Origin of the sequence: Alcanivorax sp. MD8A (genome assembly GCF_002888555.1) — a bacterium.
Lineage (GTDB): Bacteria > Pseudomonadota > Gammaproteobacteria > Pseudomonadales > Alcanivoracaceae > Alcanivorax.
Map to the genome: position 1 here is coordinate 78064 of NZ_AQOQ01000014.1, position 24186 is coordinate 102249.

Here is a 24186-nt window from a genome sequence, read left to right on the forward strand (position 1 = left end):
CCATGAGCGAACCCTTTATCGCCGAAATCCGGATTTTCGCCGGAAATTTTGCCCCCCGGGGCTGGGCATTCTGCAATGGGCAACTGCTGCCGATCAGTCAGAACACCGCACTTTTCTCTCTTATCGGCACCAATTACGGAGGCGATGGCAGAAGTACCACCGCTCTGCCAGACATGCGTGATCACGTCCCAGCTCACCCTGGCACAGGGCCAGGACTCCCCTCCGCCAGACTCGGCGACAAAGACGGCGACACTACCATTGATGTGGTCGCTGGCGTTACCCCGGCCCGCAATCTTGGGCACACCGAGACCTCCCGTACCGTCAGCGGCAAAGTGGGTGAAACACGCCAACCGTTTCTTGGCCTGAATTTCATTATTGCCCTGGTCGGGCTATACCCCTCCAGGTCATAGGAGCCGATGTCATGAGCGAACCTTTCCTTGCCGAAATCCGCATTGTGGGCTTCACCTTTGCCCCGCGGGGCTGGGCGTTGTGCGACGGTCAGATACTTCCGATCAGCCAGAATCAGTCACTTTATTCCCTGCTAGGCACGACCTATGGCGGCGATGGCTACACCTCCTTTGCGCTGCCCGACCTGCGTGGGCGGATGCCCATGCACCCCGGAGCCGAGGTGCGGCTAGGCCAGAAAGGCGGCGTACAGGATGCCCAAACCACCAGCACCGACAACACCTTGGACACCCTGTCGCTGGACCGCAATCTGGGCAGCACGCTGCAGCAGGAAAATGTTGCCACCCAGACGCCGGTCACCCCCAAAATCGGATTGAACTTTGCCATTGCATTACAGGGGCTGTTCCCCAGCCGTAACTAGGAGCGATTATGTCAGAACCATTTATTGGAGAAATCCGCATGTTCGCCGGCAACTTTGCTCCCCGGGGCTGGGCGTTCTGCGATGGCCAACTGCTGGCGGTGTCCCAGAATGATGCCTTGTTCTCACTGTTTGGTACCCTATACGGCGGTGACGGCCGAACCACCTTTGGGCTTCCTGATTGTCGCGGGAGAAGCCCGGCGCATGCCGGCACCGGACCCGGGCTTGCGCAGTTACGACTCGGCGCCAAAGTGGGTCAGTCCAGCAGCGGGCAGGAAGCCGTGACCACCGGTGTGAGCCTTGACCGGAACCTGGACCCCGGCACCAATAGTTGGAGCGCCCTTCCCGCCAATACTCACAATGCAACGCCGAGATTGTTTGTGAATTTCATCGTCGCCCTGTTTGGCATCTACCCCAGCCGCTCCTGATGCCGGAATATCTGCTGCGCCCCGTCACCGACACAGACACCCCCGTGCTGCTGGAGATCTACGCCAGCACACGCCAGGAAGAAGTCGCGCAGACCGGCTGGCCACAGGCGCAGCAGAAGGTCTTTCTGACAATGCAGGCCCAGGCACAACATGAGCACTACCTGCGACATTACCCCGAGGCAGAGCGACATCTGATCGAGGTCAATGGGCACACAGCCGGGCGATTGTATGTATCGGATTGGAAGCGGGAAATTCGTATCGTGGATATCGCCTTGCTACCGGTCTTTAGGGGAACAGGCCTGGGCTCAGGGATTCTGGCAAGCCTGCAGGGACGCGCCAAACAAGCCGGTAAACCGCTTTCTATTCATGTTGAGAAAAACAATCCGGCACGACGCCTGTATCAACGGCTGGGATTCACAGAACAGTCTGACAACGGCGTCTATCTGCTCATGAATTGGCAACCTGACGGTTAAACACCGCCTCAAAATAGCAGGTGCCATCATTGCTCCCTAACGGCCCGAGCGGCACCAGAAAGACTGTCAGCTCTCCGGCAGCGTCATGACGCATGGCAACGGTGCCCTGCTCCCGCTGTTGATTTCCTGCAAACAACAGCGAAAAGCACTCCCATCCCTCAGCCATTGAGGGCACCGACACCTCCGCCAGCGTCAGAGTGCTTCCATCTTCAAGCGCAAAAACCTGCCCTTCACAGTTTTTCCATTGTTCCAATGTCACCATCTTGTATCCCCCAAACAATGCCAGCAGTGTAGACGGCGCTGACGTCACCGTCACCCTTGGCTACAATACGCGGCCACCGATTGTGCAGGAACCGGGTCTGAATGAAGCTACTCCCCGACAGCAACCTCTTTCCCAGCGGGCGAGAGCACTATAAAGACTGGGCCGGACTCACTGCCGGCAGCATGGCCGCGGTGCTGGCCGAACTGGCGCGCAGCCAGGATCACCTGTTTGTGGTGCTGGCCCCCAACAGTAGCCGCGCCCAGCAGCTGACGGACTCCCTCAGCTTTTACCTGACCGGCAGCAACACGCCGGTGATGCTGTTCCCGGACTGGGAAACCCTGCCCTACGACCACTTCAGCCCCCACCAGGACATTGTCAGCGACCGGATACGTGTATTGCACCAGCTGCCCACCACCCACAAGGGTATCCTGGTGGTTCCGGTCAATACCCTGATGCAGCGTCTGGCGCCGCCGCTTCACATCACTGGCAACAGTTTCCTGCTCAAGGTCGGCGACGTATTTGATATGGACGCCACCCGCGAACGGCTGGTGGCGTGTGGCTACCGTCAGCGCGACAACGTCTACGAGCACGGCGAATTTGCCGTGCGCGGTGCCATCATGGATATCTACCCCATGGGCGCCGAGCAGCCATTTCGCATCGAGCTGTTTGATGACGAAATTGAATCGCTGCGCCTGTTCGATGCCGAAAGCCAGCGCTCCACCGGCAAGGTCGAGGACATCACCCTGTTACCCGCAGCGGAATTCCCGCTCAGCGCCGAAGGCATTGCCCGTTTCCGCAGCAACTTCCGTGACACCTTCGATGTGGACACCCGCCACGTGCCCCTTTACCAGGATGTCACCGACGGGTTGGCCGCCCCGGGGCTAGAGTATTACTTGCCCTTGTTCTTCGAACACATGGCCACGCTGTTCGATTACCTGCCCGATGACGTAAAGCTGGTCGAAATGGCCGATTGCCAACCGGCCATTGAACATTTCTGGGACGACGTAGAACAACGCTATGAATCGCGCCGCCATGACATTCACCGCCCGATCATGGCCCCCTGGCAGCTGTATCTTCGCCAGGAAGAGCTGGGCGCAGCCCTCAAGCGTCACCCACGGGCCCGCCAGGCCAGTAGCGCAGCGCCTGCCGACAGCAATGCCATCGCCTTTGATGTGGCACCCATGCCGGCACTGACCACCGACGTGCGCGCCAGCAACCCCCTGGCCCTGCTGCACACCTTCTCTGACGCCCATCCAGACACCCATATCCTGATCTGTGCGGAAACCGCCGGCCGCCGCGAAGCCCTGCTGGAGCTGATGCAGAAAATCCGCATCCAGCCAGTGATGAAAGACAACTGGCCAGACTTCATTGCCGAGCCCGCCCGCTGGAGCCTGACCCGCGGTGAGCTGGATGCCGGCTTTTATGCACCGGAACACCAGCTGCTGGTGGTCACCGAGAACGACCTCTACGGCGAGCGGGTACTGCAACGCCGACGCCGTAAATCCAGCAGCGATGACGGCGCCGCCGAGCAAGCCTTCCGCTCTCTGGGTGAACTCACTGTGGGCTCCCCGGTGGTACACCTTGAGCACGGGGTCGGTCGCTACCTGGGTCTGACCCACATGGAAGTGGACCGCCAGCAACACGAGTTCCTGTTGCTGGAATACCAGGGCGGCGACAAGCTCTATGTGCCGGTGTCATCCCTGCACCTGATCAGCCGGTACGGCGGTGGCGACACAGCACCGCTGAATAGACTCGGTACCGAACAGTGGAGCAAGGCGCGCCAGAAAGCCGCCGAGAAGATCCACGACGTGGCCGCCGAACTGCTCAACACCTACGCCCGCCGTGAAGCGCGCGAAGGCAAGCAGTTCGATGTGGACATGAACGACTACGATCGCTTCAGCGCCGGCTTCCCGTTCGAGGAAACGCCGGATCAGCAAGCCGCGATCGCCTCGGTGATCGCCGACATGCAATCCAGCAATCCCATGGACAGGCTGGTGTGTGGAGACGTGGGCTTCGGCAAGACCGAAGTGGCCATGCGCGCCGCCTTTGTCGCGGTGGAAAACCAGACTCAGGTGGCGGTGCTGGTGCCCACCACCCTGCTCGCCCAGCAACACTACGAATCCTTTACTGACCGCTTTGCCGACTGGCCGGTGAATATCGAGGTGCTGTCCCGTTTCCGCAGTGCCAAGGAAAAAACCCAGGTACTGCAACGGCTGAAGGAAGGCAAAGTCGATATTCTGGTGGGCACCCACCAGCTGCTGCAGGAAACCGTGGCGTTCGACAATCTCGGGCTGATCATTGTGGATGAAGAGCACCGCTTTGGAGTGCGCCACAAAGAGCGCCTGAAACAGATGCGCGCCGAATGCGACATCCTTACCCTCACCGCTACCCCCATTCCGCGCACCCTGAACATGGCCATGAGCGGCATGCGGGATATTTCCATCATCGCCACTCCGCCACAAAAACGCCTGTCGGTGAAAACCTTTGTGCAACAGCACAATGACACCGCCATCAAGGAAGCCCTGCTCCGGGAGCTGTTACGCGGTGGGCAGGTGTACTACCTTCACAACGACATCGACACCATGGAGAAGACCGCGGAAGACATCCGCAAGCTGGTGCCGGATGCCCGCGTTGGCATTGCCCATGGACAAATGCGCGAGCGCGAACTGGAAGCGGTGATGAGCGACTTCTACCACCGTCGCTTCAATGTGCTGGTGTGTACCACCATTGTGGAAACCGGCATCGACGTGCCCAGTGCCAACACCATCATTATCGACCGGGCCGACAAGCTGGGCCTGGCCCAGCTGCATCAGCTGCGTGGCCGGGTCGGCCGCAGCCACCACCAGGCCTATGCCTACCTGATCACCCCCAGCCCCAAGGTGATGACCAAGGACGCCCTCAAGCGTCTGGAAGCCATCGAACAGGCCACCGATCTGGGTGCCGGTTTCATGCTCGCCAGCCAGGATCTGGAAATCCGTGGCGCTGGTGAACTGCTCGGCGAAGAACAGCACGGCAATATCGAAACCATTGGCTTTAGCCTCTACATGGAAATGCTGGAGCAAGCAGTGGAAGCGCTCAAGCGCGGCGAGCAACCGGATGTGGAAAAACCGCTCAGCGGCGGACCGGAACTCAACCTGCGCATCCCGGCTCTGATTCCCGAAGATTACCTGCCCGATGTATTCAGTCGACTGACGCTCTACAAACGCATCGCCGGCTGCAAGACCCGCGACGGGCTGAAAGAACTGCAGGTGGAAATGATCGACCGTTTCGGCCTGTTGCCCGAGCCGGTGAAAAACCTGTTTGCGGTCACCGAACTGCGCCAACAGGCTGACCGTCTCGGCATCATTCGCCTGGATGCTCACGCCAGCGGCGGCAAGGTGGAGTTTGGCGAGCGGACTCCGGTGGACCCGCTGACCATCGTTAAACTGGTGCAGTCCGGCCCGAACCGTTTCAAGCTTGAAGGCGCCAACATGTTGCGGTTTGTAGAGGACAGTGAAACCGCCGAGGAACGGATCGACGTCGTCGACGCTCTGCTCAAACGGCTCTCGGCGCAGAGCATCAAGAAGGACTGAGGCAAGCGACAAGCGGCAACGCACGCCTTGCAGCTTGTCGCTTGCAGCTCACACCGTCACAAATTTGCCACCGCCCGGCCAGTGCATCGTGAATTGGTCTGGCTGAGCCGTTATAGTCGGCACCGGAATCAATGCCTGTCTTCAGGCAAACAAGGAGTATTGAATGCGTCGCGCATTACTGTGGGTTATGTTGTCCCTGTTCACCGGTCCGGCATTCGCCAAAGGCTGGTACACCATCGAAGTACTGGTGTTTGCCCAGAATCACCCGGTCAGCAGCGAGATATTCCCCACCAACCGGCAACCCGCCTACGCACCTCAACCGGTCACCCTGGGCTCACCAGAATTGAATGAGCAGGCCGACAGCGATGCCGTCGGCCGCGGTGCGTGGCAATTCCTGGGTGAAGACAGCGCCGTGTTGCAGTTCATGATGGAACGCATGGAACAAAGCGGGAACTACCGTGAGCTCTACCATGCCACCTGGCGCCAGCCAGTCGGGAGCAAGCAGGAAACACAGCCCGTCTACCTGCGCGGCGGTCAGACCCTGCCCACCGAGGAGGGAGATATCCCGGAACTGGAAGGCACCCTGCATTTCAGCGAAAGCCGTTATGTCCACGTGGACCCGCGCCTGTGGTTCAACACCGAAGTAGAAGGCGAGCGAATCTATGTGGACATCAGTGAAAGTCGTCGGCTGAGCGGCTTTCAGGCGTATTACTTTGATCACCCCATGTTCGGCATGATAGTTCGGGTTACCCGCTAACGGACTGCCCTTTGCGGCATGCCCCTTTCAAACCCCGCTCACGGCCAATACCGATTCTACCGCCTGTCTGAAACTCTGCATTCAGACGGGCCCCCAAACGTTTCCCGCGCTAAAGTCATTTCAAGGGGCCTTACCCGGCCCAGACAAGTCACTCCCTGACGGGCTACCTCCCGGACGGGAAAGGAGCGTTGTCATGTTCGTTACCCTCGAACAGACCGACGTTGCCGAACTCCATCAGTTCCGGGATCCGGTAACCGGTCTGCGTGCGCTGATCGCCCTGCACTCCACCCGCCTGGGCCCTGCCCTTGGTGGCTGTCGCTGCCTCCCCTATCCTGACGAAGCCTCTGCCATCGCCGATGTCTGCCGCCTCGCCCGCGGGATGAGCTACAAGGCCGCACTGGCCGGGTTGCCATTGGGTGGCGGCAAAGCCGTCATCATTGAACCCCCAACGGACTACGACCGAGCCGCCCTCTATCGCAGCTTCGGCGAAGCCGTCCACCGACTGGGGGGACGCTATATCACAGCTGTCGATGCCGGCACCGAGATCCAGGATCTCGATCAGGTCGCCCACGTAACACCGCACGTACGAGGGTGCTCCGCCGACGGCATCGACCCCTCGCCCTATACGGCACTGGGTGTCTTCGCCGCACTCAATGCGGCTATTCAACACCGATTGCAGCGTCACGGGGTGCGCGGCCTGCACCTGGCGATTCAGGGGCTCGGCCATGTGGGGAGTCAGCTTGCCCTGATGCTTGGCCGTGCAGGGGCGAAGCTGACTCTGGCCGACCTGAATACCCTGCGGGCCCGTCAACTGGCAGACCGTTTACACGCGGACTGGGTTCCCGCTGACCACATCTACGATGTCCCCTGCGATGTTTTCCTGCCCTGCGCCCTGGGCAGTATTCTCAACGCCGATACCATTTCACGGCTGCACAGCCCCCTGATTGTTGGCGCTGCCAACAATCAGCTCGCCACACCGAGCGATGCCCGCCGGCTGCTGGAGCGGGACATCCTCTACACCCCTGACTACCTGAACAATGCTGGCGGCCTGATCGCACTGGCACTGGGACACCAGCAGGTCCCCGTCGATCAGATTCGCCGAAAAGTCCTGACCATCGGCCGCACCCTCACCCGAATCTTGCACGACGCCCAGCGTCTGCAAGTCGCACCCGCCACCATGGCAGACCGGTTGGCGGAGCAACACCTGCACGATGCCCGGCCAGAAACACTCCAGTCCTACCCGGAGGCCCGCCATGTTTATGCCTGAGCCCTACCAGATCCATCAACGGCTGGACGCCCTGGCTGACTGCCCCCACTGGCAACGTCTGACTGAGGGCTACCGGAATATGCAGTTGATCCGCACCTTCGACAAAAAGGCCGTCAACCTGCAGCGCACTGGCCAGTTAGGCACCTATGCCTCCTGCCTGGGCGCCGAAGCCATCGCCACCGCAGGCGGCATGGCACTGGCAAGAGAGGATTACTTCGTCCCCTATTACCGCGACCATGCCACCCAATACCTGCGCGGTGTACCGCTCTACCAGATCCTTCAGTATTGGGGCGGCGATGAAAGGGGTAACGCCTTCCCGGCAGACACCCCCGCCAGCCGCGATCTGCCCAACTGCGTCCCGATCGCCACCCAACTGCCCCAGGCCGCCGGCATCGCAACCAAGGCCAAGCTGACGCACGAACACGCCGCCGTACTGGCCACCTGTGGAGATGGCGCAACCTCTCGCGGGGATTTCTACGAAACCCTCAACGTGGCGGGAGTATGGCAATTACCCCTGGTGGTCATGGTCAACAACAACCAATGGGCGATTTCGGTTCCCGGCCAGCTCCAAACCGCCAGCCGGTCCATCGCTCACAAGGCGGAGGCCGCCGGCATAGAGGGCATACGGGTCGACGGCAACGACCTGCCCGCCCTGCTGGAGGTACTCGACTATGCACTCGACAAAGCCCGCCACGGCAAAGGCGCTACCCTGGTAGAGGCGATCAGCTACCGCCTCAGCGACCACACCACCGCTGACGATGCGAGCCGTTACCGCAAGGCGAGCGAGCTGCATACCGCCTGGCAACACGAACCTATTGCCCGACTCAGGCAGGCGCTGGTCAACGCCAGACAGTGGGATGCCGAGCAGGAAACACTATGGCAGCAGCACTGCCGTGACGTCGTGGACGACGCAGTAAAAACCTATCTGGAACACCCCCCGCAGGTGCCCGCTGACATGCTCGACCACCTCTACGCCACCTTGCCCGCGAGCCTTGGCCGTCAACGGAAAACCCTGTCCCGCCAGCAAGGAGATCCGCATGCATAATGCACAGCAACGCCCTCAACATGCGCTCCCCCTGAACCTGGTGGAAGCCATCAACCGGGCCCTGTTCCAGGCCATGAGCGACGACCACCGCGTGGTGCTGCTTGGTGAGGACATTGCCACCAATGGCGGCGTCTTCCGGGCCACCGAGGGGCTCAAGGCGCATTTTGGTTTTCGTCGGGTAATGGATACCCCTCTGGCAGAGAATCTTATCGCTGGCCTCAGTGTCGGCATGGCCAGCCAGGGACTGAAGCCCGTGGCCGAGATCCAGTTCATGGGCTTCATCTACGCAGCCCTGGAACAATTGATCAGCCACGCAGCGCGTCTGCGTCACCGAACACGGGGACGGCTGAGCTGCCCGCTGGTGATCCGCGCGCCGTTTGGCGGTGGCATCCACGCCCCCGAGCATCACAGCGAAAGCACTGAAGCCCTGTTTGCTCATGTACCGGGGCTTCGCGTGGTCATTCCGTCCTCCCCCGCCCGGGCCTACGGCCTGCTGCGTGCCGCCATTAGCTGCCCAGACCCGGTCCTGTTTCTGGAACCCAAACGGCTTTATCGACTGCAACGACTGCCCGTCGACCTCGACGATGCCCCGCTGCCGCTGGATCGCTGTTTCACCCTGCGTCCCGGCGAAGACATCACCTTGGTCAGCTGGGGCGCCATGATCCATGAGACCCTGGCCGCCGCCGACCACCTGGCACAGGCCGGCATCAAGGCTGAAGTCATTGATGTCGCCACACTCAACCCACTGGACCGGGACACGCTGGTGGCCAGTGTCAGCAAGACAGGGCGCGCCGTTATCGTCCATGAGGCGCCCTTTACGGGCGGGTTTGGCGCCGAGATCGCCGCCACCCTGGCCAGCGATGCCTTGATGCAACTCCGTGCGCCCGTGACGCGGGTCACCGGCTACGACACCCCCATGCCCTATTTCGCCATGGAGAGGGAATACATGCCCAGCGTGGAGCGCATCGTGGAGGCGGCCAAGCAGCAGATGGAGTACTGAGAAAAAGGTCGGACGTCTGACGTCGGATGTCTGACGCAAAACCCAGGGAGCCCAACCATGCCCTATTTCACTCTGCCCGATCTGGGCGAAGGTTTGCAGGAAGCCGAAATCGTCGAGTGGCATGTCAACGAGGGTGACAGCGTCAAGGTGGATGACCTGTTGCTCAGCGTAGAAACCGCCAAGGCTATTGTCGATATTCCTTCCCCCCGCGACGGCATCATCGGATCGCTGTTTGTGCGCAATGGGGACCTGATTCATACCGGCGAACCCCTGCTCGCCTTCGCCGGTGATGAAGGCACCGGCAGTCAGACGGTGGTGGGCAACCTGGAAAGCCAGGACGACAGCGACAATCAGGATCATTTTGTCATCGGCGCGGTGACTGAAGGGCACCATTTTGGCGGCGCCACCCCTGCCATTCGCGCCCTGGCCCAGCACCTGGGCGTTAATCTGGAGCAACTTCGAGGCAGCGGCCCCAACGGCAGCATCACCTTTGAGGACGTACAGCAATACGCCAACCTGAAACACAGCCACGGCGACAGCACCCCGCTAAAAGGCGTCGCTCGCAGCATGGCCAAAACCATGGCCTCCACAGGCCAGCAAGTCGTGCCTGTCAGCCTGTTTGACCAAACCAGTATCCGTCACTGGGCAGCCCACACTGATATTACCCTCAGACTGATTCAGGCCATCGTGGCGGGTTGCCAGGCAGAACCCGCCCTTAATGCCTGGTTCGACGGCAACACCCTGAGCATGCGAGTGGTGGAAAAAATTGATCTGGGTATCGCGGTGGATACCCCCGACGGCCTGTTTGTACCGGTACTGAGGGATGTGGGAAACCGCAAGCCAGATGATCTGCGAGAGGGGCTCGACCGGCTCCGCCATGATGTGAGGAACCGCAAGATTCCCGCAAAAGAATTACAAGGTGCCACCCTCACCCTGAGCAACTTTGGGACCCTGGGCGGCCGCTTCGCCACACCGGTAGTGGTACCACCACAGGTGGCCATTGTCGGCGCGGGAAAACGCTTCATCCAACCGGGCATCAACAATGGGGCGTTGTTTGAAGATGTGCAGCTACCCTTGAGCCTGACCTTCGATCACTGCGCCTTGAATGGCGGACAGGCTGCCAGATTTCTGGCTGCCTTGCTGGCAGATCTTTCGGCCCCACCAATGTAGCGCAGCCAAGTAACGCGAAGACTTCCACTGTTGCAGAGCCAACCAGGGGCATGGGCTCCCACAAAGATGAATACAGCGCTCGAGCGGTTAATTGAACTGCTTTGTGGGAGCTATGCTTGCATGGCGAATCGAGCGACAGCGAGACGACCGAGGAAGGGGCACTCTCATGTTTACCAGCGCTCTGGAATCTCTACCTCGCCTAGGCGAGGATCGCCATGCAAGCATGGGCTCCTACTGGGCGCATAGGTTATCCGAGGTCGCCGAACTCGACGATTTGGAAGGCGTTACCGTTCTTCTTGAAACCAGGGAACTATTTTAGGTCTTCCCATCCACTCAAGCATAGCTCATAGCTCATAGCTCATAGCTCATAGATCATAGCTCATAGCCCATAGCCCATAGCCCATAGCCCATAGCTTGTAGCTTGTAGCTTGCCCAGCCCGATGCCTTTGAGGCTCTACGGTGACTCCAGACCCAACAACTCCACCAGAAAATCTTTCCACAGGTCATAGACCATGAAATGGCCATACTCCGGAAAGCTGCGAAAGCGAACATTGGGCAAATCGTCCGCCAGCCTGCGGGCCCCATCAATATGGATAATACCGTCGGTTTCACCATGCCATTGCAATACCGGCAGGGTGACCTGCTGCAAATCGACGCCCAATGGCCGCAGATGATTGAGATACTCCTCCATCATGATCCGCGCGCCCTGAAAGTGCCCCCGTCGGGTACGCTTGATGGTCCGGGCCAGCAGATCCGGATTATCAAAGACCCGCTGATCGGCCTTCGACATGCCCCGCGCCAGCATTTTGTAGAACTTCTCCGGCGCCTTCTGTACACCGCGTACGCCAAGCCGTCCGACCAACATGAACAGGCGGGGGTCCCTGCGTGAAATCTGCAGACTCATGCGGTGAATCGGTTCCAGCTTGTCCAGGTCGAGATACTCACCCGCGAGGGTCGTTCCCAGCAGCCCCAGACGGTCAAACAGGTCCGGGTAGTTTGCCGCCGCACACAGCGCATAGGGTCCGCCACCACAATAGGCCGCCATGGGAGGACGCTGGATCTTCAGGTGCTCACAGAGGTAACGGATATCCACCCCCAGATCAGTAAACTGGTACTGGGGTTGATAGGTTGAGATCCCATAGCCCGGCCTGACGATCAGAATCATGCGCAGGCCTTTTTCACGGTACCAGTCTTCAAACACCGTGTGATCAGGCATCGAGGCGCCCTGGTTTTCCAGAGTCAGGACGGGCCGCCCATTGGGGTCACCATATTCATACCAGCTCAGCACCCGGCCATCAGGCAAGGTGAGCGTGTATTCCTCATCGTCATCATCGTGACGCGGCATGCGCGCCGCCTGCACCAGGGCATGGCCCATGGCGTGGCTGACCAGCTGCACCTGACTGCTGGCATTGAGCTTGCCCATGATGGATTTCAACTGGGAACGTGCCGTGCTGATCTTGATGTTCAGCAACTGGGCGCTTTGCTGCAGGTTGCCGATCTTGCATAGCAGGTGCAGCAGGCGGGATTCCGCCTCGGTAATATTGAAGACCGAGCGCAGCATGTCCGGCGATGGCGTCACCACACTATGTCCCGCCAGCACCCAGACGATGGTTCGCACCCGGGAGATACTGCCGGGGGCATCGGATTTCTGTACTGGCAAGCACAGCAGCGAAACGCCCTCTTCCGGGGACGTCAGTAACTGGGTCCCCCGCCCTTCTGCAAGCCGGTTGACCCGATCCAGAGCCTGCTTCAATTCCCGGTCAGAAAAATGCAACTGATTGCCGACCAGCCGAACCGGCCCCGCCGCCAGCACCTGTGCGGCTACCGGGTTGTACTCAAGCACCTCAAGACCTTCGCTCAGCATCAGCATCGGCCAGGGCATCTGGTTGTACATGGCATTGAGAACGTTGCTGCGATCTTCCAGCGCGTGCATGTAGGAACTGGAACGCACCGCCCGCTCCAGATGGGCGACCAGAGACTCCACTTCCGCGCGCCGGGGCAACGGCGCGGCATCAGCAGGAGACACGTCCCCCGCCTCCACTTCGGTCCAGCCGGCAATGGTATCCAGCAATTCTACCCAATCACCGGGAGACAGGGCCGTTTCGTAGATCTTGCCGATCAGGGCATCGTTGTCGTTGTTCAAGCCGGGTTCCCCACACAACCATCGGGGAAACAGGATAATGAAAGGCTATGCAATAACAATCGCCAACCGGCGCTGAGGAATGCCGAGCTGACCAAAGGCGTCAGGGCTTGTACCTTCAGCGCAACCTCAGTGGGCGCACTCAGTCGGTTTGAGTACAAACCGGCCATGGGAATCGTACAGGGCCATGGGGAGGACACGGTGGGCGGTGGGCAACTGCCGTATTTCGTACAGGGTCGCGAAGCGGTGGGCCCAGGCGGGATGATCCGTGCGGTATTCCACCACATCCGGGTGATCCAACCCACCGAAGGCCAGAATTTCGTCAGAGGAATCAAACAATGCCACATAACCCAGAAAACGGGGCTCGGTGGTATCCGCCTGGCCGGGGGGATAAATCGGGTCGAGCCGAGAGGGCGCTTTAGCCATGTCACCAGCCTCCATGACAGAGAGGGAACCAGATTACAGATAATGTGAATCTGAGTCAGACGACTATAACAGGCTTCATGTCGCGTTATGTTACTGCGGTGTGAAATCCGCCACCCCTTCCTCGATGGGGGATCAGGCCCGGCCGGGGCGACCACCCGGCCAAGCCAACAGCATTACAACTCGACGTTGTGATAGACGTTCTGCACGTCATCCAGGTCATTGAGCATGGCCAGAAACTTGTCGAACAGCTCACGCTCCTCCCCTTCCACCGTGGTGTAGGCGTGGGGGATAAACTGAATCTCTTCGACGTCGAAATCGATACCTTCAAACGCCTCGGTCAGGGCCTGACGTGCCTTGGCAAACTCGGTGTTGGGCGTAAAGACCGTCAGCACACCGTCCTCATTTTCGATATCCGTCACGTCGACATCCGCTTCCATCAGCGCTTCCAACACCGTGTCTTCGTCATCGTGAGCAAAGCTGAAAATCGCCGCGTGGTCGAACATGTGCGCCACGGTGCCCTGGGTGCCAATCTTGCACTTGGTCTTGGTGAAGGCGACCCGCACATCGCCAAAGGTACGGTTGGGATTATCGGTCAGACACTCAATGATGGCCATGGAGCCACCCGGTCCGTAACCCTCGTAGCGAGCCGGGGCAAAGTCTTCACCGCCGCCACCCTTAGCCTTGTCCAGCGCCTTGTCGATCACATGCCCGGGAACCTGGTCCTTCTTGGCTCGATCGATCAAGCTACGCAGTGCCAGATTCGAATCTGGCTCTACCCCGCCGTTCTTCGCACACACATAGATTTCGCGGCCATAGCGACTGTAGACCTTCGCTTTCATGTCCGAGGTCTTGGCCATGGATTCTTTTCGGTTCTGGTAGGCGCGGCCCATGGGATACTTGCTCCGATAATGGTTTTGGGGAGGGATTCTAGGGGAAAAATCGCGGCTTACCTACGACAACTGCCAAGCAGCCACCCCGCATAGTCATAATAGCGTCATAATGGCGCCCTATAGTCACCCCTTTGGCTATGAGAAGTTTTTCACAATGCTCAGCACGATCCAGAATCGCTTGTCCATCAAGCAGGGATTGTGGCTACTGGCAGCGGGAATTGCTGCCGCGCTGATGGCCATCTGGTTACTGGACCAGCACTACCAGCGTCGCATCACGGAAGAGACAGCCCTGCAATCCATGAACACGGCCATGAGCCGTCAGCTGCAGACCCTGCGTCAGCAGATGGATGCGTTCGCCAGCTCCCGCCAGCTCACTCACGCAGAGCAGTTCCGGGCCAGCCTGCAGCAGCTCAAGGCGCAACACCGGGCACTGGTTATGGCTCTTCGCAATGCCGATCTGGATGAGACCGGCATGCTGGCCGCCGGCGATCTGTTTCAGCAGGTGGAGAGCAACTTCAACGCCTTGGTCCACAAGCAGGTCACCATTGGTATCGCGCGAAATGAGGGGCATGCCGGGCAACTGAATGCAGCCGCCCAGCGGGTCGAGGAGGTGGTTACCGCCCTGCCGACACTGGCAGTGTCTTTCCTGCAACTGCGCCAACATGAAAAGAACTTTCTGCTGTACCGGGACGAAACCTATATCAACCAGTTCATGGTGGCGCTCTCTCAGTTTCGTGGCACCATCTTCATGTCCGATCTGGATAACCAGATCTTGGCGGCCACCCAGCAGTCCCTGCGCGCCTACACCGACAGCTTCAACACCATGGCGCAATTGCAGCGAGACATCGGCCTCAGCTCCGAGAGCGGGTTGACCGGCGAGCTCAACCGTGCGGCCAGCAAAGCCGAGCAGCAAACGCTGGCACTGGCACAGCAACTGGACTCGCACTTGGACAACCGGCTGGATCAGGCCAGACTACACAGCACCTTGTCCGTGCTGGTCATCATGGCACTCGTCCTGACAACGTTGGCTCTCTTTATCCGCCAGTTGAACCGACACTTTGCGGCAGCACGGTCGTCCGCCCAGCGTCTGGGTGACGGGGACCTCCAGACGCCCATCGAGCAGATCCCTGGTAACGAAATTGGCGAGTTGCTCAAGGTGCTCGAAACCATGCGCAGCAGCTTGCTGGACAAGAGCGACGCCCTCGCCAGGGACAATCACAGCAAGTCATTTTTGTCTGATCTGGGCCACACCCTGCAAGGCGTAAAGGACACTACCACGCTGTGCGACGACATCATTCGCTATTTGTGCAGCCGCCTGAAAGCCCATGTTGGCGCACTCTATGTTGCAGAGGGCGATGGGTTAGTGCGAAGAGCCACCTATGGCATCGCCAGCCTTGAAATGTTGGCGCAAGTCATCGAGCCCGGCGAAGGCATCGTCGGCCAGTGTGCCAGCGACCGAAAGCCCCGACATCTGCACAATCTTCCCCACGACTACCTGCTGGTCACCACCGGCTCCACTCGCCAGACGCCCTCCTCGCTGCTGCTCATGCCACTGCTGTGGAATAACCAACTCTACGGTGTACTGGAACTGGGTGCGGTCGGTTCGCTACCGGACTTTGCCGGCGACTTTCTGCATCAAGCCAGCGAGCCCCTGGCCATTGCCCTGCACACCAGCCAGGTAAATGCGGAACTGAGGAATCTGCAGCAAGAGGCCCCACTGCCCCCAGCTAACTTCGCGATCCAGAAAAGGGCGCTGCCGGCCGGACACCAAGCAGCCCCCGTCATCGACACACAGCAAGACCAGGCTCAGCGCCTGCAACTGGAGAACACTCCCTAACCTAAAGCCAGGCCATTTCTTCACTAGCGCAAGTCGGTTGAAGTCCGCCCCGAGCCCCGGCGCAGACATCACCAAATTGCATATTGTTTCTGGTAACGACTCGTCACCGACTCCGGAAGGTACGTCTAGTTAAGCTGATCCAGCGCGCGCTTGAGCCGTGCCACGGCAGTATCGGTATCACCCAGTTTATCCAGGCCAAACAACCCCACCCGGAAGGTCTTGAAATCCGCGGGTTCATCACACATCAGCGGCACGCCGCCCGCAGTTTGCAAACCCAGCTGCACAAAGGCTGCACCACTCTTGATGGCATCGTTGTCGGTGTAAGACACCACCACACCCGGCGCTTCGAAACCTGGCGCCGCCACACTTTCATAGCCCTGCTCTGCCAGCAACTCGCGCACGGCCATGCCCAGTTTCCACTGGCGCTCCTTCACTGCCGTGAGGCCCTCACCCAGGGTTTCCAGCATGGCATCGCGGAACCCGCGCAAGGCATCCGTCGGCATGGTGGCGTGGTAGGCATGCCCACCCTTTTCATAGGCGATCATGATGTCTCGCCACTTTTTCAGGTCAGCCGCAAAACTGGTGGATGTGGTGACCTGTAATCGCTGTTCTGCCGCCTCGCTCATCATCACCAGAGCGCTGCAGGGTGAGGCACTCCAACCCTTTTGCGGCGCACTGATCAGCACATCCACGCCGAGGGCCTTCATATCCACCCAGATCGCCCCGGATGCAATACAGTCCAGCACGAACAACCCACCCACACTGTGCACCGCCTCGGCAACCTGTTTCAGGTAATCATCGGGAAGAATGATCCCGGAGGCCGTTTCCACATGGGGCGCAAACACCAGCCCGGGCTTCTCGGCCTTGATGGTGGCCACCACCGTTTCAATTGGGGCAGGCGCAAACGGCGCCCTGGGCTGGTCACTGACCGGAGCGGCTTTCAGAACCGTTTCTTTTGACGGAATTCCACCCATGTCAAAAATCTGGCTCCAACGGAAACTGAAAAACCCGTTCCGGATCACCAGGCAATGCTGGTCGGTGGCAAACTGGCGTGCCACCGCTTCCATACCAAAACTGCCACCACCCGGGACAACTGCAACACAATGGGCGTTGTAGACCTGCTTCAGATTACTGGAGATATCACGCATCACCTGCTGAAAACGCTGGGACATGTGATTCAGGGAACGATCCGTAAAGACGACGGAGTATTCCAGCAGGCCGTCTCGATCAAAGTCACGGGGCAGGTCGGTCACAGGGGGGATCTCCTTGCGGTAGCTACGGCGTTTATCGTGGTCTCTCTGGATACTGGATTGCCCCTGCCAACGCAACCTTTGGGGGTGTGATTGGTGGCAAAATGCACAGGCAAGCCGTGTCTGCAGTCAATGCGGGGGGCGCAGCAAACCATTAAGCTATTATCATTCTTGAGCCAGCCAGGGCGCTCACGCATACTATGCGCCCCTTAAACCCCATAAACACTGTGTTTATTTCGCGAGCCGGGAATTCATGGCAGAGTACGTCCTGATACTGATCAGCGCAGTGCTGGTTAACAACTTTGTTCTGGTGCAGTTTCTGGGGCTGTGTCCGTTCATGGGTGTCTCCAACAAGATCGAGACCGCCATGGGCATGTCACTGGCCACCACCTTTGTGCTCACCCTCTCCTCCGTACTCGCCTACCTGACCTGGGCCTATATTCTGGTGCCCTTCGAGCTGGAGTACCTGCGCACCATCAGCTTTATTCTGGTGATCGCCGTGGCAGTGCAGTTCACTGAAATGTTCGTCAAGAAAGCCAGCCCCCTGCTCTATAGGGTACTGGGGGTGTTCCTGCCGTTGATTACCTCCAACTGCGCCGTGCTGGGTGTCGCCCTGCTGAATGTACGCCAAGAAGATGCCACTTTCATGTCATCACTGACCTACGGCTTTGGCGCCGCGCTGGGATTCTCCCTCGTGCTGATCCTGTTTGCCGCCATGCGTGAGCGCATCGCCGTTGCGGATGTACCGGAAGCGTTCCGCGGTCCCAGCATCGGCCTGATCACCGCCGGCCTGATGTCGCTGGCCTTCATGGGCTTTTCCGGGTTGATCAAGCTATGAGTGCCGTACTGATTGCGATTGCCGCCCTGCTGGGACTGGCAGCGGTGTTCGGAGCGGTGCTCGGTTTCGCCTCGGAAAAATTCAAGGTGGAGGGCGATCCCATTGTCGACCAGATCGACGACCTGCTGCCACAAACCCAATGCGGCCAGTGCGGCCACCCCGGCTGTCGCCCCTATGCCGAGGCCATTGCCGAAGGGGAAGAACACAATCGCTGCCCTCCCGGCGGTCAGGATACCGTGGATGCCCTCACTGACCTGCTTGGCCGTGATGAGCTGACCCTGGACGATGAAGGCGCCGAAGACGCCAACATCCCCAAAGTCGCCTACATCCGCGAGGACGAATGTATCGGCTGCACCAAGTGCATCCAGGCCTGCCCGGTGGACGCCATTGTCGGCGCTGCCAAGCTGATGCACACCGTGATGGTGGACGAATGCACCGGCTGCGACCTGTGCGTGGAGCCCTGCCCGGTGGACTGCATTGATATGGTAGAGGTCAAACCTACCCTGCAGACCTGGGGCTGGCACCGCCCTGCCGGCATTGGTCAGCGCCCGGACAGCCGTATTGAGGTGGTCAACCTGTGATTCGTACCCTGTTCCGTTCGCGCAGCCCGAAGGTGTTTGATTTCCACGGCGGCATTCACCCACCGGAAATGAAGCACCTGTCCAACAGCACCCCCATTGCGCCCGGCCCTCTGCCGGCCCAGCTGGTGCTGCCGCTGAACATGCATATCGGGGCACCGGCCAAGCCATTGGTGGCCCCCGGCGACCGGGTCCTAAAGGGGCAAATGATTGCCGAACCCGGCGGCGCCGTTAGTGCCGCGATTCATGCGCCGACTTCCGGCACCATCAGTGCCATTGGCCCCCGCCCGATCCAGCATCCATCTGGCATGGATGCCATCTGCCTGGTGCTCGACACCGATGGCAAGGATGAATGGGTCACCCACAGTGGCGTGACTGATTACACCGAGCTGAGCCCCGGCGAGCTGGTCGACACCATCCGCCATGCCGGTATTGCCGGAATGGGAGGCGCGGGTTTCCCCACCAGCATCAAGGTGAACCTCGGCGACCATCAGCGAGTAGAAGAGCTGATCATCAATGCGGTGGAGTGCGAGCCGTACATCACCGCCGATGATCGACTGATGCGTGAACATGCCGACGAGATCATCACCGGCATCCACATCCTCCAGTACCTGCTCAACCCACGCCGCACCCTGATTGGGATCGAGGACAACAAGCCCGAGGCCATTTCCGCGATCAAGCGGGCCTGCAAGGGCTGCGATATCGAAGTCCGTGTGGTGCCGACCAAATACCCGTCCGGTGGCGAGAAGCAGATCATCCAGTTGCTGACCGGCAAGGAAGTCCAGAGCGGCCAGCTGCCCGCCCATGTGGGAGTGGTGTGCCAGAACGTCGGCACCGCCCACGCCATCAAGCGGGCCGTGGTAGACGGCCAGCCCCTGATCAGCCGGGTCACCACCCTGACCGGCGATGGCGTCGCACGACCGGGTAACTACGAGGTGCTGCTGGGCACGCCCGTACGCGACCTGCTAAGCCATGGCGGCGTCAATCCGGATGCACTGGAGCGCCTGGTCATGGGCGGCCCGATGATGGGGTTCACCCTGCATAACCCGGCCGTGCCGGTCGTCAAAACCACCAACTGCATCATTGCCGCCACCCCGGAAGAGCTGCCTGAACCCCCAGAGGAACAGCCCTGTATCCGTTGCGGTTCCTGTGCCGAAGTCTGCCCGGCCAACCTGCTACCCCAGCAGCTCTACTGGCATGCCAAGAATGACGATCTGGAAAAGGCCCAGCACCACAACCTGATGGATTGCATCGAATGTGGCGCCTGTGCCTACGTCTGCCCCAGCCACATTCCACTGGTGCAGTACTACCGCTACGCCAAGGGTGCCGTGCGCCAGCAGGCCGCCGACCAATTGAAAGCGGACAAGGCCCGGGAACGTTTCGAGGCACGCCAGGCCCGTATCGACGCTGAGAAGGCCGAGAAGGAAGCCCGTCGCCAGGCCCGCCTGGAAGCCAACCGCAAGAAGAAAACTGACACTGCTGCCGCCCCGGCCGTGGACACCGCCGCCCTCAAACAGGCCTCTCTGGAAGCATCCAAGGCCTACAAAGCGGCAGTCAAGGCGGCCAAGGAAGCAGAAGCCAACGAGGCAGAGAACAGTGCGGAATTGAAGGCCGAAGCCGAGCGCCTGAAAGCCGTGGCCGACAAGGCCAAGGCCGCCGTGCGTGACGCCAAAAACGCCGCCCCTGCCACCGCACCGGCAGAGGATCGGGTGGCCACACTCAAGAAACAGGTGGGTGACGCCTCGTCTGCCTACAAGAACGCGGTCAAAGCCGCCAAAGAGGCGGAAGCCAACGGCGATGACAATGCCGCCGAGCTACGGGCCAGTGCCGACACCCTCAAGGCCGAAGCCGACAAACTGAAAGCCGAGTTGCGCGAGGCCAAGGCCAATGCCCCCGCCGCCCCTGCAGCGGCGCCACAAGTCGACCCCGTCGCTGAACTGAAACAAAAGGTGGGCGAAGCATCGTCTGCTTACAAGGCTGCGGTCAAAGCGGCCAAAGAGGCCGAGGCCAACGGCGATGATAATGCCGCCGAGCTAAGGGCCAAGGCCGACACCCTCAAGGCCGAAGCCGACACACTGAAAGCCGAGTTGCGTGAGGCCAAGGCCAATGCGCCAGCGGCGACCCCGGCGCCCGCCACCCCGCCGCCGGCCGATCCGCTCGTCGAGCTGAAGGCCAAAGTGGGTGAAGCCTCTGCAGCCTACAAGGCCGCGGTCAAAGCCGCCAAAGAAGCGGAAGAAAATCGCGCGGAGAACGCGGCGGCCCTGCGTGCCGAAGCCGACAAGCTGAAAGCCGATGCCGATCACTGGAAGGCAGAATTGCGCGAGGCCAAGGCAAGCGCACCTGCCACCCCCAAGGCGGCACCGGCCACCACCGACCAACCGCGTATCCCTGAAGCCACTGCCCCGCAATCGCTGGCCGCCGTGGATCCGGAAGAAGCCGCCAAGCGGCAAAAGCGTCTCAAAGGCCTCAAAACCGCCTATAACATGGCCCACAAGCAGTACAAGGAAGCCCACGCCGCCCTTGAACGGGCCGAGCGCAAGGAGGACGTCACCGCCGACGAACTCAACGACATGCAGCGCCGCGTGGACAAACTCAAGAACAAGGCCGACATCGCCCGTGATGCGCTGGATGCCCTGGTGGAAGAAGCCAAGGCAGACATTCGTGCCCACACCGGCAAGGATCTGAAAACGCTGAAACTGGAAGCCGCACGGGCCGAAAGCGCCCTGGCCGACAAGGCGATCGAACTGCAGCGCCTGCGTGACAGCAGCAGCGAAGAGTCACTGGAAGCGCTCAACTCTGAACTGAAAGCCCTGGAAGCCGAAGCCCAGATTGCCCGAAAGGCACTGAAACAAGCCGTGGAAGAACAGGGGCTGGTGGAATGATGAAAGCCGCTCTGACGACCTTACAACCTGCAAACGCGACGCCGGCCATGCCCGGTCGCGTCGGCCCCTACCTGAACGGCAAGGCCTGAATCGACATGAGCCTGATTACGTCCTCCTCGCCCCATGCCTCCGTGAAGAACAACACCGGCGCCTTCATGCGCCAGGTGATCTACGCCACCCTGCCCGGCCTGGCAGTACTGACCTGGCAGTTTGGTTGGGGCACGGTGATCAATGTGCTGTGGGCAGTGGTCGTGGCCCTGGTCAGCGAAGCCCTGTTCCTGAAAGCCCGTGGCCGCAGCATCGGGTTCTATCTGAAAGACTACAGCGCCGTGGTCACTGCGGTGCTGTTGGGTCTGGCCCTGCCCCCCACCGCCCCCTGGTGGCTGACACTGGTGGGCGTGAGTTTCGCCATTATCGTCGCCAAGCAACTCTATGGCGGCCTGGGCATGAATCCGTTCAACCCGGCCATGGTCGGCTATGTGCTCTTGCTGATTTCCTTTCCGGTGGCCATGACCCAGTGGATCAGCCCCGGTGACGCCCCCAGCCTGCAGCAAAGCCTGCAACTGTTTGCCGGTCAGTTGCCGGTTGATGGTTTGAGCGGGGCAACACCACTGGACACCTTCCGCACCTGGGCAGGCGACGAAGCGGCCCTGGCCAGCCACCCGATCCTGCACGGCGAACTGGCCGGGCAAGGCTGGGAATGGGTCAACCTGGCGTTCCTGCTGGGCGGGCTGTATCTGATCAGCCGCAAGATCATCACCTGGCATATCCCCGCCGGTTTTCTGGCGGGCCTTGCAGCGCCGGCACTGGTGGCATGGCTCATCGATCCGGTCCGTTTTGCCGACCCGCTGTTCCATATGCTGTCTGGCGGCGCCATGCTCGGTGCGTTCTTCATCGCCACCGACCCGGTCAGTGCCGCCACCAGCCGTAACGGTCGCCTGGTGTATGCCCTGCTGATCGGTGTGCTGATCTGGGTTATCCGCAGCTTTGGAGGCTATCCGGACGCGGTCGCTTTCTCGGTACTGTTACTCAACCTCAGCGCCCCCTTTATCGATTACTACACCCAGCCGCGTACCTACGGCCATAACAAGCCCAACAGAGGGACCGGCTCATGATGCGGTATGCCATCACCAAAAACGCCGTCATCCTGAGCCTGTTCGCTATCGGCACTGCTGCGGCCCTGGCCATCACCAATGCCCTGACCATTGACCAGGTGCAGTGCAATCGTCAGCAGGCGCTGATGACCTCGCTAAACGAAGTGATGCCCCACGACCAGCACGACAATGACCTGCTCGCTGACCGCATTACCCGCCGTGATCCGCTGCTGGGGCGCAGCGAACATCATATCTATCGCGCCCGCCTCAATGGCCAGCCCAACGGCGCCGTACTGGAAGCCACAGCCCCGGATGGCTACGGCGGCAATATCGCCGTGATCATTGGCATCAATAACAGCGGGACGGTTCAGGGCGTTCGCGTGGTTCCCCCGCACAACGAAACCCCCGGGCTGGGCGACAATATCGAAACCAAAAAATCCGACTGGATCTATGGTTTCAACGGCCGCTCACTGGAAAACCCGCAGGCCAGCGGCTGGGCAGTGAAGAAGGACGGCGGCGAATTCGACAGCTTTACCGGCGCCACCATTACTCCCCGGGCCGTGGTGGGTGCGGTATACCGTGCCTTGCAGTATTTTGATGCCAACCGCGAGCAACTCTTTGCTGCGGATGCCGAAGCCGTCGCCGCGGAGGTGTGTGATGAGTGATGTGAACTACAAGAAAATCAGCATGGACGGGCTGTGGAACAACAACCCGGCCACCGTGCAGATTCTTGGACTCTGCCCCTTGCTCGCCGTCACCGGATCCGTGGTCAACGCACTGGGGCTTGGTCTTGCCACCCTGGTGGTACTGGTAGGCTCGAACGTGTGCGTGTCCCTGATTCGCCATTACGTCACCGATGCAGTTCGCCTGCCGGCTTTTGTGATGATCATCGCGGCTATGACCACCGTGATCGAAATGCTGATGCAGGCCTACACCTTCGAGCTGTATGAAATCCTCGGCATCTTCATTCCACTGATCGTGACCAACTGTACTGTGCTCGGCCGCGCCGACGCCTTTGCCAGCAAGAATGGCATCCTGCCGTCAGCCTTGGACGGTTTCATGATGGGCCTTGGCTTTCTGGTGATCCTGCTGATTCTCGGTGGCATGCGCGAACTGGTCGGCCAGGGCACGCTGTTTACCAACATGCAGCTGTTGTTCGGTCCCATCGCCGCCCACTGGCAGCTGAATGTGATCGACAACTACGGCGGCTTCCTGCTTGCGATTCTGCCCCCCGGCGCCTTCCTCGGCCTGGGCCTGATCATCGCCGGCAAAAACGTAATCGATAAACGGCTGAAAGCCATCCAGAAGGCCAAGGCCAGCGACGAGCCCAAAGTGAGCCGTCGGGTACGCACCACTGGCAAGGTCAGCTAGGGAGCCTCTGAATAACTCCTTGCGTGCTCAGTCTTTCAGGCTGGTTCGCCCCTGTATGGGTCAAAAGGTAAAGAGGGGCGCGA

Annotated in this window: 22 protein-coding genes; 17 read left to right on the forward strand and 5 right to left on the reverse strand. The window is 60.3% G+C overall.

What is annotated here, in order from left to right; genetic code table 11:
• The first annotated feature begins 2 nt into the window (after positions 1 to 2).
• The 4 genes from A15D_RS09460 to A15D_RS09475 are packed head-to-tail and all read left to right on the forward strand — an operon-like array spanning position 3 to position 1724.
• A complete protein-coding gene (locus A15D_RS09460) occupies positions 3 to 410 on the forward strand; it encodes a phage tail protein (protein WP_102791725.1) in 408 nt (135 codons plus the stop codon).
• A gap of 11 nt (positions 411 to 421) precedes the next feature.
• Positions 422 to 826, forward strand: coding sequence for a phage tail protein (locus tag A15D_RS09465; RefSeq protein WP_102791726.1), 405 nt, complete (start codon positions 422 to 424; stop codon positions 824 to 826).
• Positions 827 to 834: 8 nt separating this feature from the next.
• Complete coding sequence (locus A15D_RS09470; protein WP_102791727.1) at positions 835 to 1251, forward strand: phage tail protein; 417 nt, start codon at positions 835 to 837, stop codon at positions 1249 to 1251.
• Positions 1251 to 1724 carry a GNAT family N-acetyltransferase gene (locus tag A15D_RS09475; protein ID WP_102791728.1) on the forward strand — a complete coding sequence of 158 codons (474 nt, stop codon included), beginning with the start codon at positions 1251 to 1253 and terminating at the stop codon, positions 1722 to 1724. The genes A15D_RS09470 and A15D_RS09475 overlap by 1 nt, the downstream gene beginning before the upstream one ends.
• Here the strand turns inward: A15D_RS09475 and A15D_RS09480 are convergent.
• Complete coding sequence (locus tag A15D_RS09480; protein ID WP_102791729.1) at positions 1699 to 1986, reverse strand: hypothetical protein; 288 nt, start codon at positions 1984 to 1986, stop codon at positions 1699 to 1701. The two genes, A15D_RS09475 and A15D_RS09480, sit on opposite strands and share 26 nt — an antisense overlap.
• A gap of 101 nt (positions 1987 to 2087) precedes the next feature.
• Here A15D_RS09480 and mfd point away from each other — a divergent pair, with 101 nt between their 5' ends.
• The 6 genes from mfd to A15D_RS09510 all read left to right on the forward strand — a co-directional run bounded on the left by mfd (position 2088) and on the right by A15D_RS09510 (position 10797).
• The gene (mfd, locus tag A15D_RS09485) at positions 2088 to 5558 is read left to right on the forward strand and encodes a transcription-repair coupling factor (protein WP_102791730.1); all 3471 of its coding nucleotides are present in this window, start codon (positions 2088 to 2090) and stop codon (positions 5556 to 5558) included.
• A 163-nt stretch (positions 5559 to 5721) separates the two neighbouring features.
• Positions 5722 to 6315, forward strand: a complete 594-nt coding sequence (locus tag A15D_RS09490) for a CsiV family protein (RefSeq protein WP_102791731.1) — start codon at positions 5722 to 5724, stop codon at positions 6313 to 6315.
• A 193-nt stretch (positions 6316 to 6508) separates the two neighbouring features.
• Positions 6509 to 7582: a Glu/Leu/Phe/Val dehydrogenase dimerization domain-containing protein gene (locus A15D_RS09495; protein WP_102791732.1), complete on the forward strand. Its 1074-nt coding sequence runs from the start codon at positions 6509 to 6511 to the stop codon at positions 7580 to 7582.
• Positions 7569 to 8627: a thiamine pyrophosphate-dependent dehydrogenase E1 component subunit alpha gene (locus A15D_RS09500; RefSeq protein WP_233192191.1), complete on the forward strand. Its 1059-nt coding sequence runs from the start codon at positions 7569 to 7571 to the stop codon at positions 8625 to 8627. The genes A15D_RS09495 and A15D_RS09500 overlap by 14 nt, the downstream gene beginning before the upstream one ends.
• Positions 8620 to 9627, forward strand: coding sequence for an alpha-ketoacid dehydrogenase subunit beta (locus A15D_RS09505; protein WP_102791733.1), 1008 nt, complete (start codon positions 8620 to 8622; stop codon positions 9625 to 9627). The genes A15D_RS09500 and A15D_RS09505 overlap by 8 nt, the downstream gene beginning before the upstream one ends.
• A 57-nt stretch (positions 9628 to 9684) precedes the next feature.
• Entirely contained in the window at positions 9685 to 10797 is a 1113-nt protein-coding gene (locus A15D_RS09510) for a dihydrolipoamide acetyltransferase family protein (protein ID WP_102791734.1), read from the forward strand.
• A gap of 454 nt (positions 10798 to 11251) precedes the next feature.
• Here the strand turns inward: A15D_RS09510 and A15D_RS09515 are convergent, their stop codons facing one another.
• The 3 genes from A15D_RS09515 to A15D_RS09525 all read right to left on the reverse strand — a co-directional run bounded on the left by A15D_RS09515 (position 11252) and on the right by A15D_RS09525 (position 14253).
• On the reverse strand, positions 11252 to 12940 hold the full coding sequence (locus tag A15D_RS09515) for an alpha/beta fold hydrolase (protein ID WP_102791735.1): 1689 nt from the start codon (positions 12938 to 12940) through the stop codon (positions 11252 to 11254).
• A 126-nt stretch (positions 12941 to 13066) separates the two neighbouring features.
• Positions 13067 to 13363: a hypothetical protein gene (locus A15D_RS09520; RefSeq protein ID WP_102791736.1), complete on the reverse strand. Its 297-nt coding sequence runs from the start codon at positions 13361 to 13363 to the stop codon at positions 13067 to 13069.
• 173 nt (positions 13364 to 13536) lie between these two features.
• Entirely contained in the window at positions 13537 to 14253 is a 717-nt protein-coding gene (locus A15D_RS09525; RefSeq protein ID WP_102791737.1) for a YebC/PmpR family DNA-binding transcriptional regulator, read from the reverse strand.
• A gap of 154 nt (positions 14254 to 14407) precedes the next feature.
• On the opposite strand from A15D_RS09525, the gene A15D_RS09530 reads away from it, so the two are divergent.
• Positions 14408 to 16090 carry a GAF domain-containing protein gene (locus tag A15D_RS09530; RefSeq protein WP_158245797.1) on the forward strand — a complete coding sequence of 561 codons (1683 nt, stop codon included), beginning with the start codon at positions 14408 to 14410 and terminating at the stop codon, positions 16088 to 16090.
• Between the two features lie 125 nt (positions 16091 to 16215).
• Here A15D_RS09530 and A15D_RS09535 read toward each other — a convergent pair whose 3' ends face one another.
• The gene (locus A15D_RS09535; protein WP_102791739.1) at positions 16216 to 17343 is read right to left on the reverse strand and encodes an aminotransferase class V-fold PLP-dependent enzyme; all 1128 of its coding nucleotides are present in this window, start codon (positions 17341 to 17343) and stop codon (positions 16216 to 16218) included.
• A 250-nt stretch (positions 17344 to 17593) separates the two neighbouring features.
• Between A15D_RS09535 and rsxA the strand changes: the two genes are divergently transcribed.
• The 6 genes from rsxA (at position 17594) to A15D_RS09565 (ending at position 24103) form a co-directional block, all read left to right on the forward strand.
• A complete protein-coding gene (gene rsxA, locus A15D_RS09540; RefSeq protein WP_022986752.1) occupies positions 17594 to 18178 on the forward strand; it encodes an electron transport complex subunit RsxA in 585 nt (194 codons plus the stop codon).
• Positions 18175 to 18759, forward strand: coding sequence for an electron transport complex subunit RsxB (gene rsxB / locus A15D_RS09545; RefSeq protein WP_022986753.1), 585 nt, complete (start codon positions 18175 to 18177; stop codon positions 18757 to 18759). The genes rsxA and rsxB overlap by 4 nt, the downstream gene beginning before the upstream one ends.
• A complete protein-coding gene (gene rsxC, locus A15D_RS09550) occupies positions 18756 to 21638 on the forward strand; it encodes an electron transport complex subunit RsxC (RefSeq protein WP_233192192.1) in 2883 nt (960 codons plus the stop codon). The genes rsxB and rsxC overlap by 4 nt, the downstream gene beginning before the upstream one ends.
• Positions 21639 to 21733: 95 nt before the next feature.
• Complete coding sequence (gene rsxD, locus A15D_RS09555) at positions 21734 to 22753, forward strand: electron transport complex subunit RsxD (protein ID WP_022986755.1); 1020 nt, start codon at positions 21734 to 21736, stop codon at positions 22751 to 22753.
• On the forward strand, positions 22750 to 23397 hold the full coding sequence (gene rsxG, locus A15D_RS09560; protein WP_102791740.1) for an electron transport complex subunit RsxG: 648 nt from the start codon (positions 22750 to 22752) through the stop codon (positions 23395 to 23397). Before rsxD ends, rsxG begins: the two co-directional genes overlap by 4 nt.
• Entirely contained in the window at positions 23390 to 24103 is a 714-nt protein-coding gene (locus tag A15D_RS09565; protein ID WP_102791741.1) for an electron transport complex subunit E, read from the forward strand. The genes rsxG and A15D_RS09565 overlap by 8 nt, the downstream gene beginning before the upstream one ends.
• Positions 24104 to 24186 lie beyond the last annotated feature (83 nt).